This window comes from Methylibium rhizosphaerae (genome assembly GCF_006386545.1).
Classification (GTDB): Bacteria; Pseudomonadota; Gammaproteobacteria; order Burkholderiales; family Burkholderiaceae_C; genus Pseudorivibacter; species Pseudorivibacter rhizosphaerae.
On record NZ_SWAR01000018.1, the window covers coordinates 96702 to 105363 of the forward strand.

At 69.3% G+C, this 8662-nt stretch carries 8 protein-coding genes; 5 read left to right on the forward strand and 3 right to left on the reverse strand.

What is annotated here, in order from left to right; translation table 11 throughout:
• Nucleotides 1-45: 45 nt before the first annotated feature.
• Complete coding sequence (locus tag E8D38_RS14540) at nt 46-1362, forward strand: C4-dicarboxylate transporter DctA (RefSeq protein WP_140631854.1); 1317 nt, start codon at nt 46-48, stop codon at nt 1360-1362.
• Nucleotides 1363-1374: 12 nt separating this feature from the next.
• A complete protein-coding gene (locus tag E8D38_RS14545; protein WP_140631857.1) occupies nt 1375-2103 on the forward strand; it encodes a GntR family transcriptional regulator in 729 nt (242 codons plus the stop codon).
• Nucleotides 2104-2118: 15 nt separating this feature from the next.
• On the opposite strand, the gene E8D38_RS14550 is transcribed toward E8D38_RS14545, so the two are convergent.
• Genes E8D38_RS14550 through E8D38_RS14560 form a run of 3 tightly spaced genes read right to left on the reverse strand, consistent with a single transcriptional unit; the run spans nt 2119 to nt 5287 of the window.
• Entirely contained in the window at nt 2119-2664 is a 546-nt protein-coding gene (locus E8D38_RS14550; RefSeq protein ID WP_181179152.1) for a BamA/TamA family outer membrane protein, read from the reverse strand.
• On the reverse strand, nt 2612-4348 hold the full coding sequence (locus E8D38_RS14555) for a patatin-like phospholipase family protein (protein WP_140631865.1): 1737 nt from the start codon (nt 4346-4348) through the stop codon (nt 2612-2614). Before E8D38_RS14555 ends, E8D38_RS14550 begins: the two co-directional genes overlap by 53 nt.
• 30 nt (nt 4349-4378) lie before the next feature.
• The gene (locus tag E8D38_RS14560) at nt 4379-5287 is read right to left on the reverse strand and encodes a LysR family transcriptional regulator (RefSeq protein ID WP_140631869.1); all 909 of its coding nucleotides are present in this window, start codon (nt 5285-5287) and stop codon (nt 4379-4381) included.
• 171 nt (nt 5288-5458) lie between these two features.
• Between E8D38_RS14560 and gcl the strand changes: the two genes are divergently transcribed.
• The 3 genes from gcl to E8D38_RS14575 all read left to right on the forward strand — a co-directional run.
• Nucleotides 5459-7249 (forward strand): glyoxylate carboligase, encoded by a 1791-nt coding sequence (gene gcl, locus E8D38_RS14565; protein ID WP_140631876.1) that lies wholly within the window; start codon nt 5459-5461, stop codon nt 7247-7249.
• Nucleotides 7250-7281: 32 nt separating this feature from the next.
• On the forward strand, nt 7282-8103 hold the full coding sequence (gene hyi, locus E8D38_RS14570) for a hydroxypyruvate isomerase (RefSeq protein WP_140631879.1): 822 nt from the start codon (nt 7282-7284) through the stop codon (nt 8101-8103).
• 46 nt (nt 8104-8149) lie between these two features.
• Nucleotides 8150-8662, forward strand: a 513-nt coding sequence (locus E8D38_RS14575) for an NAD(P)-binding domain-containing protein (RefSeq protein ID WP_181179154.1), incomplete at its 3' end; no start/stop codon positions are given.

The following is an 8662-nucleotide window of genomic DNA, read 5'->3' on the forward strand; positions in this document are numbered from 1 at the left end:
TCGCTCCAGGCTCCGTCCGGTCGTTCCGCTGTCTGGAGAGAACACATGCCCCGCTTCCTGCGTTCCCTGTTCGGCCAGGTCCTGCTCGCCCTGGTGGCCGGCGTGATCGTCGGCTTCGCCTGGCCCGAGGCGGCCACCAAGCTCAAGCCGCTGGGTGACGGCTTCATCAAGCTCATCAAGATGATCATCCCGCTCATCGTGTTCTGCGTGGTGGTGCACGGCATCGCCGGCGCGGGCGACCTGAAGCGGGTGGGCCGGGTGGGCGTGAAGGCCATCGTGTATTTCGAGGTGGTCACGACCATCGCGCTCGCGCTGGGGCTGGTGCTGGCCTTCGTGTTCCAGCCCGGGGTGGGCATGAACGTGGACCCGAAGGCGCTCGACGCCAAGGCGATGGGGGCCTATGCCGAAAACGCGAGCAAGCTCACCGGCGGCGGCACGGTCGACTTCCTGATGAAGCTCATCCCGACCACGGTGGTCAACGCCTTCGCCACCGGCGACGTGCTGCAGGTGCTGCTGTTCTCGGTGCTGTTCGGTTGTGCGCTGGCGATGCTGGGCGAGCGCGGCGCGCCGGTGGCCGGCTTCATCGACACGCTGGGGCACGTGCTGTTCAAGGTGATGGGCATCATCATCAGGCTCGCGCCGCTGGGCGTGCTGGGTGCCATCGCCTTCACCGTCGGCAAGTACGGCATCGGCTCGCTCAAGCAGCTGGGCACGCTGGTGGTGCTGTTCTATGCCTCGGTGATCTTCTTCGTGTTCGTGGTGCTGGGCACGATCATGCGGTTGTGCGGCCTGAGCCTCTTCAAGCTGCTCAAGTACCTGCGCGAGGAACTGGCCATCGTGCTGGCCACCACGTCTTCGGACAGCGTGCTGCCGCAGGTCATGGCCAAGCTCAAGCGCCTGGGCATCCGCGACTCGACGGTCGGCCTCGTCATCCCCACCGGCTACTCGTTCAACCTCGATGCCTTCTCGATCTACATCACGCTGGCGGCCGTGTTCATCGCGCAGGCCACCAACACGCCGATCTCGATGACCGACCTGCTCACCATCCTGGCGATCTCGCTGGTCACGTCCAAGGGCGCCCACGGCGTGCCGGGCTCGGCCATCGTGGTGCTGGCCGCGACCTTGCAGGCCATTCCGGCCATCCCCGCCATCGGCCTGGTGCTGGTGCTGTCGGTGGACTGGTTCATGGGCATCGCCCGCGCCCTGGGCAACCTGATCGGCAACTGCGTGGCCACCGTGGCGGTGGCCCGCTGGGAAGGCGACATCGACATGGCACGGGCCCGGGCCACGCTCGACGGCGAGCCGCATGAACTGGTCGATATCGAAGAAGAGCAGCCGCTCGAAGCAGCGCCGCTCCGCTAAAGTGGCCGCCCCATGAGCATCAGTCAAGCCGAAATCGCCCAGCGGGTCGTCGAGTCGATCCTTGCGCAAAAGCTGTCGCCCGGCGAGCGGCTGGGCGAGCAGGAGCTGGCCGACCTCTTCGGCGTGAGCCGCACGCTGGTGCGCGAGGCGCTGATGCAGCTGCAGGCCCGCGGTTTCGTCGAGGTGCGCTCGCGCAAGGGCTGGTTCGTGGTGGAGCCGTCGATCGACGAGGCCCGCGACGCCTTTGCCGCGCGGCGCATCATCGAGTCGGGCATGCTGCGCCAGGCAGGCGCCGACAACCACGAGGGCCGCCCGCTGCAGAACGTGGTGCGCCGCCTGCGAGCCCACATCGCGCAGGAAAAGCAGGCCATCCGCAACGCCGACACCGCCACTCGCACCTTCCTGCTGGCCGACTTCCACGTGTGCCTGGCCGAATGCCTGGGCCATGGGCTCCTGTGCGACGTGATGCGCGACCTCACCGCGCGCACCACGCTGGTCGCATCGCTGTACCAGTCCACCCACGACGCCAGCCAGTCCTGCGCCGAGCACGAGGAAATCGTCGAAGCCCTGGCGGCCGGCGACGTGGCGCTGGCCGAGCAGCGCATGCTGGCGCACATCGGCAGCGTCGAGAGTGCGCTGGGCCAGTCGGTCACCAGCGGGGCCGACTCGCGCGAGCGGCTGCGGGCCACGCTGGCGCCTGTGGTGCCGGTGGTGTCGCTGGCGGCCGGTCGTCGCAAGTAGCGTGCGGGCGCGGGATCAAGGCATCCCGAGATACAGATACAGCGCGCTGCGCCCGCCGCTGGCGCGACCGAGCCCCAGGTACACCGGCCCCACCGGCGTGTCCGCCGCCAGGAACACCGCATTGCTGCGCAGGGTGCCGTGCTGCGCAGCCGCGCTCAGCACCGCATCGCTCACGCGGCCGGCCTCGGCCGACAGGCCCAGGTGCACGCCGTCGAGCAGGCCGGGGGTCGTGATGCGGTAGGCATAGACCAGCCGGGCCAGGCGGGCCGACGTGCCGAGGAATTCGTTGGTGCGGTAGCCCGACAGCCGCAGGAAGCCGCCCAGCTGCGCCAGCTCGTAGTTGGGCAGCGCGGTGCCGCGGGCCGCCAGCGTGCCGAAGGCGGCCGCCCGCAGCGTGTGGGCGCCTCGCGACAGTGCGCCCTGCAGCGTGTACTCGAGCTTGTCGTAGCGGTCGTCCGCGCCGAGGCCGGGCAGCGAATGGAAGTAGCGCGCGTCCACCAGCACGCCTTCACGCGGGAAGCGCAGGCTGTCCAGCGTGTCCAGCCGCAGCCGGGTGCTCACACCGGCCAGGCTGGCCGGCGCCACCAGCGCATGGCCCGGAATGAAGCCGGTGTCGTTGCCCAGCCTGACGCGCCCCTGCAGCAGGCTGGCGCGCAGTTCGCCCGCATGGCCCATGGCCCAGCCGGCGCCCAGGCCGAGCATGGCCTGCTCGCGCTTGTAGCGGCCGATGCGCTCGCCATCGACATACAGGTCGAAGGGCTCGCGGTCCACCTCGGCATGCGTGGTGGCGAACAGCTGGTGCGACGCTTCGAGCGGCTGGTGCCACTCGGTGCGCAGGCGGTCGACGCGGCCGATCTGGAGCGTGTTGTGCCATTCGGCACCCAGCCGGTTCAGCCAGGCGCGGCGATGCGCGAGCAGCAGGTTGAAGTGCGAGTTGCCGTCGAACGCTCGACAGCTCCAGCCCGAAGCGCAGGTAGTTCGGTCCCCAGGCCTTTTCGCTCAGGTCCACGGTGACCACCTGGCCGCCGGCCGGGCTGTCGCCCAGGTGGTAGCTCACCCGCTCGAAGTCGCCGCTGGCATACAGCCGCCTCATGTCGGCGTCGGCCGCGGCGGCATCGAAGGCGTCGCCGGGCTGGATGCTCAGCGCAGCGCGCACAGCATCGGGGTTGGCGCGCTGCAGGCCGACGATGCGCACCTCGTCCACGCGCGGCGCCGCACCGGGGCCGGTGATGCGTCGCAGCTCCAGCGCCGCGTAGGCCGAGGCATCGACACGCCAGCGCGCCAGCTGGCCGGCGGCGGCGCGCGCCGCCTTTTCACCCGCACTGGCGGCCTCGAACAGATGGTCGAAGTCGGCGGTGGTCACGCCGCCCAGGTCCGGGGTGATGAGCACGTCCTGCGGACCCAGCTCCTGCAGCGACTGGTTCACGTTTTTCGCCGTCAGCACGCGCACCATCTGTTCCGACACCGACAGCAGCGAGGTGAGCTCGTCGCGGCGCAGCAGCGGCGTGCCGATGTTGACCGCGATCACCACGTCGGCCCCGAGCGCGCGCGCCACGTCCACCGGCAGGTTGCGGCTCACGCCGCCGTCCACCAGCAGGCGGCCGTCCACTTCCACCGGATTCACGATCGCCGGAAGCGCCATGCTGGCGCGTATCGCGGTGGCCAGGCTGCCGCGTCCGAGCACCACCATCTCGGCGGTCGTCACGTCGGTGGCCACGGCGCGAAATCGCACCGGCAGCCGGTCGAAGTCCTCGTCGTGCTGTCGTGCGGTGAGGCGCCGCAGCACCGCCTCGAGCGACACGCCGGCCACCGCGCCCTTCGGCAATGCGAGGCCTGCGGCATTGATGCCGACCTCCGGGCCGATGTAGTTGTGCACGTCGTCGGCCTTGCGGCGCACCGGCAGGTCGGAGCGATCGATGTCGCGAAACAGCGTGGCGGTGTGCAGCGGCCGCATCTCGGCCTCGATCTCGGCGAGCGGCATGCCGCTGGCATAGGCCGCGCCGATGATCGCGCCGGCGCTCGTGCCCACCACCACGTCCACCGGCACCTGCAGCTCCTGCAGCACCTTGAGCACGCCCAGGTGGGCACCGCCGCGCGCGCCGCCGCCCGACAGCACCAGGCCGATGCGCGGGCGCTCGCCCAGGCCCGCTGCGGCCGGCTGGGCGGTGCAAGGCTGCAGGCAGCCCAGGCAAAGGGCAGCCTGCGCCAGCCCGACCGGCAACGATCGCCGAAACGACTTCAGCATGAGTCCTCCCTGCAGCGGCTTTCGGCTCGCCTACAACGCCCGCTGCCACCAAGGCCCGTCGAGGGCTTCCTTCAGGTAGTCGATGAAGGTCTTCACCTTGGCCGGCACCAGCTTGGGCGAGGGGAACACCGCATGCACCTCCTGCGAGGGCAGGGTGTAGTGCTCCAGCAGCGGCACCACCACGCCGTCGGCCACCGACTCGCGGGCCACGTACCACGGTAGCACTGCCAGGCCCATGCCGGCACGGCAGGCGGCCAGCACGGCCGACAGGTTGTTCGAGCGCAGCGGCCCCTTCACCGAGACCGACAGCGCCTCGCCCTCGGGCGAGGTGAACTGCCAGCGGTCGTCACCCTGCACGCTGCTGTAGACGAGGCAGGCATGCCCGGCCAGCTCGTCCGGCGAGGCGGGGCTGCCGGCCTGCTGCAGGTAGCCCGGCGCGGCCGCCAGCACCCAGGGGTTCACCCCCAGGTAGCGCGCGCCCAGCGTGGAATCGGCCAGCCGGCCCATGCGGATGGCGAGGTCCACGCCCTGCTCGACGAGGTTGACGTACCGGTCGTCGAAGCTCAGGTCGATGGCGATCTCGGGGTGCTCCCGCATGAAGCGCACCGCCAGCGGCACCAGCACGCGCCGGCCGAAAGCCACCGAAGTGCTGATGCGCAGCTGCCCGCCGAGCTTCGCCTGCAGCAGCGCGGCCAGGTTGTCGGCCTCCTCGAGTTCGCGCTGGATGGTCTTGCACTTGTCGTAGTACACCGCGCCGGCCTCGGTGGGCGTGACACCGCGGGTGCTGCGGTGAAGCAGCCGGGCGCCGAGCCGTTCTTCGAGCGCGGCCACATGCTTGGTGGCGGTGGGCTGGGTGATGCCGAGGTCGGCCGAGGCCTTGCTGAAGCTGCCGGTTTCCACCACGCGGATGAAAAGCTGGATGCCGGTGATCCTGTCCATGGGCCGCAACTTTAGGCGTGGCGCGCGCGTGCATTGCTGATGTTTCGGGTGCAGCTCTTTCCGTGCCGTGCCAGAGCCATTCCGGCGCGGAATAGCAGAGATTCGGCCCCTGGGGTTCTCTCGACAGGGCTCGCTGCGGATCATCGCCGCAACGATCCCAAGGAGAAGCTCATGGCCAAGATGAAAGCCGCGATGGCGGCGGTGCTGGTGATGGAGAAGGAAGGCATCTCGCAGGCCTTCGGCGTGCCGGGTGCCGCCATCAACCCGCTGTATGCCGCGCTGCGCGAGCGCGCCAGCATCGCGCATGTGCTGGCGCGCCACGTGGAAGGCGCCTCGCACATGGCCGAGGGCTACACCCGGGCCAAGGCCGGCAACATCGGCGTGTGCATCGGCACCTCCGGGCCGGCCGGAACCGACATGATCACCGGCTTGTATTCGGCCATCGCCGACTCCACGCCCATCCTTTGCATCACCGGCCAGGCGCCGCGCGCCCGGCTCTACAAGGAGGACTTCCAGGCGGTGGACATCGAGTCCATCGCCAAGCCGGTGACCAAGATGGCCGTCACCGTGCGCGAGCCGGCGCTGGTCCCGCGCGTGTTCCAGCAGGCCTTCCACCTGATGCGCTCGGGCCGCCCGGGCCCGGTGCTGATCGACCTGCCGTTCGACGTGCAGATGGCCGAGATCGAGTTCGACATCGAGACCTACGAGCCGCTGCCGGTCTACAAGCCGGCCGCCACCCGGGCCCAGGTGGAGAAGGCGCTTTCCATGCTCAACGAGGCGACGCGCCCGCTCATCGTGGCCGGCGGCGGCATCATCAACGCCGATGCGTCCGAGCTGCTGGTCGAGTTCGCCGAGCTGACCGGCGTGCCGGTGATCCCCACCCTCATGGGCTGGGGCACCATTCCCGACGACCACCCGCTGATGGCCGGCATGTGCGGCCTGCAGACCAGCCACCGCTACGGCAACGCCACCATGCTGGCGGCCGACCACGTGCTGGGCATCGGCAACCGCTGGGCCAACCGCCACACCGGCTCGGTGGAGGTCTACACCCAGGGCCGCACCTTCACCCACGTCGACATCGAGCCCACGCAGATCGGCCGCGTGTTCATGCCCGACTTCGGCATCGTGTCGGATGCGAGGGCGGCGCTGCAGCTGTTCGTCGAGGTGGCGCGCGAATGGAAGGCTGCGGGCAGGCTGGCCGACCGCCGTGCCTGGGCCGAGGAATGCCGCGAGCGCAAGCGCTCGATGCTGCGCCGCACCCACTTCGACAACGTGCCGGTGAAGCCGCAACGGGTGTACGAGGAGATGAACCGCATCTTCAACACGGAGGATGCGCGCGACGTCACCTACGTCACCACCATCGGCCTGTCGCAGATCGCCGCCGCGCAGTTCCTGCACGTGTTCGGCCCGCGCCGCTGGATCAACTGCGGCCAGGCGGGGCCGCTGGGCTGGACCATCCCGGCGGCGCTGGGTGTGGTGGCGGCCGACCCGACCCGCAAGGTGGTGGGCATCTCGGGCGACTACGACTTCCAGTTCATGATCGAAGAGCTGGCCGCCGGGGCCCAGTTCAAGCTGCCGTATGTGCACGTGCTGGTGAACAACAGCTACCTGGGCCTCATCCGCCAGGCGCAGCGCGGCTTCGACATGGACTACTGCGTGCAGCTGGCCTTCGACAACATCAACGCGCCCGACCTCGCCGGCGCCGGCGTGGACCACAAGGCGGTGGTCGAAGGCCTGGGCTGCAAGGCCATCCGCTGCTACCGGCCCGAGGAGATCGCGCCTTCGCTGGTGCGTGCCCGCGAAATGGCCGACAGGCATCGCGTGCCGGTGGTGGTGGAGGTGATGCTCGAGCGGGTGACCAACATCGCCATGGGCACCGAGATCAACGCGATCAACGAGTTCGAGCCCCTGGCCGAAAACGCCGAGGCCGATGCCCCAACCGCCATCGCCCTGCAGGACTGATCGACTGATTGACCGATCGAGGAGACCACGAGATGCCCCGTTTTGCCGCCAACCTCACCATGCTCTTCAACGAGCATGCCTTCCTCGACCGCTTCGAGCAGGCCGCGCGCGCCGGCTTCGACGCGGTGGAGTTCCTGTTTCCCTACGACCATCCCACCAACGAGATCTCGGCCCGCCTGCGCGGCAACGGGCTGCGGCTGGTGCTGCACAACCTGCCGGCCGGCGACTGGGCAGCCGGCGAGCGCGGCATCGCGGTGCTGCCCGACCGGGTGGAGGAGTTCCGCGACGGCGTGCAGCGCGCCATCGAAACCGCCACCGCGCTCGGCGTGCAGCAGCTCAACTGCCTGGCCGGCAAGGCGCCGCTCGGCGCCAGCGAGGCCACCTTGCGCCAGACCTTCGTCGGCAACCTGAGCCATGCCGCCGCCGAGCTGAAGAAGGCGGGTCTGAAGCTGCTGATCGAGCCGATCAACACCTTCGACATTCCCGGCTTCTTCCTGAGCCGCACCGAGCAGGCGCTTTCGATCATCGACGAGGTGGGCGCCGACAACCTGTTCCTGCAGTACGACTGCTACCACGCGCAGCGCATGGAAGGCGAGATCGCCAACACCCTCTGCAAGCACCTCTCGCGCATCGCGCACGTGCAGATCGCCGACAACCCCGGCCGCCACGAGCCGGGTACCGGCGAGCTGAACCACGACTTCCTGTTCGCGCATCTCGACGCCATCGGCTACCGCGGCCACGTCGGCTGCGAATACAAGCCGCGCACCACCACCGTCGAAGGACTGGGCTGGCTCCCCCGTGCGCAGGCGCTGATGCGCGAGGCAGCCGCCAACCGCCTGCGCAACGCCGCCTGAGCCGGGCGATCGCCGTCATGTTTTTCATTTCCTGGAGACAGCAGTCATGACCACTCAACCTCAGAAGCTCGGTTTCATCGGCCTGGGCATCATGGGCGCGCCGATGGCGGGCCATCTCATCAAGGCGGGCCATCAGCTGTTCGTGCACACCGTGGGCAAGGTGCCGGCGGAGGTGGCCGACAGCTCGGCCACGATCTGCACCCATTCGCGCGGCGTGGCCGAACGGGCGGACATCATCTTCGTGATGGTGCCCGACACGCCGGACGTGGAGCAGGTGCTGTTCGCCGAGACCGGCGTGGCCGCGGGCCTGTCGAAAGGCAAGATCGTGGTGGACATGAGCTCGATCTCGCCGATCGAGACGAAGGCGTTCGCGCGGCGGATCAACGAGATCGGCTGCGACTACCTGGACGCGCCGGTGTCGGGCGGTGAGGTGGGAGCGAAGGCGGCGTCGCTGACCATCATGGTGGGCGGCCCGCAAGGGGCGTTCGACAAGGTGCTGCCGCTGTTCCAGCTGATGGGCAAGAACATCACGCTGGTGGGGGGCAACGGAGACGGACAG